General features: G+C 64.1%; 1 protein-coding gene. It reads right to left on the reverse strand.

Going from position 1 to position 485, the window contains the following annotated elements; all coding sequences use genetic code 11:
• Positions 1 to 3: 3 nt before the first annotated feature.
• Positions 4 to 485 (reverse strand): ABC transporter permease subunit (locus EOA29_RS39805; RefSeq protein WP_127222575.1); only part of this gene is annotated, 482 nt, incomplete at its 5' end.

Below are 485 nucleotides of genomic sequence, written 5' to 3' on the forward strand. Positions count from 1 at the left end.
GCCTCAGAGCTCCTTGCGGATGTCGACGATGCGCAGGATGCCGGCGACCATCAAAAGCACCAGCACCAGAAGCACCACCGCGTTGGCGGCGGCGGCCGGATACTGCAGCAGCGACATCTGGTTCTTCATCATCAGCGCGACCGAGGCGCTCTGCCCGCCCGACATCACCTGGACGGTGGAGAAGTCGGCCATCACCAGCGTGACGACGAAGATGGTGCCGATCGCCATGCCTGGCTTGGCCAGCGGGATGACGACGTTCCACAAAATTTGCCAGCCGGAGGCGCCGGCGTCGCGCGCGGCCTCGAACAGCGAGCGGTCGATGCGCATCAGCGTGTTGAAGATCGGCGTCACCATGAACAGCGTGTAGAGATGCACCATGGCGAGCACCACGGCGAATTCGGAATAGAGCAGCCATTCGACCGGCTTCGGCACCAGCCCCAGCTGCACCAGCGTCGAGTTGACCAGCCCGTTGCGGCCAAGTACCG

Source organism: Mesorhizobium sp. M1E.F.Ca.ET.063.01.1.1 (genome assembly GCF_003998155.1).
Taxonomy (GTDB): Bacteria; Pseudomonadota; Alphaproteobacteria; order Rhizobiales; family Rhizobiaceae; genus Mesorhizobium.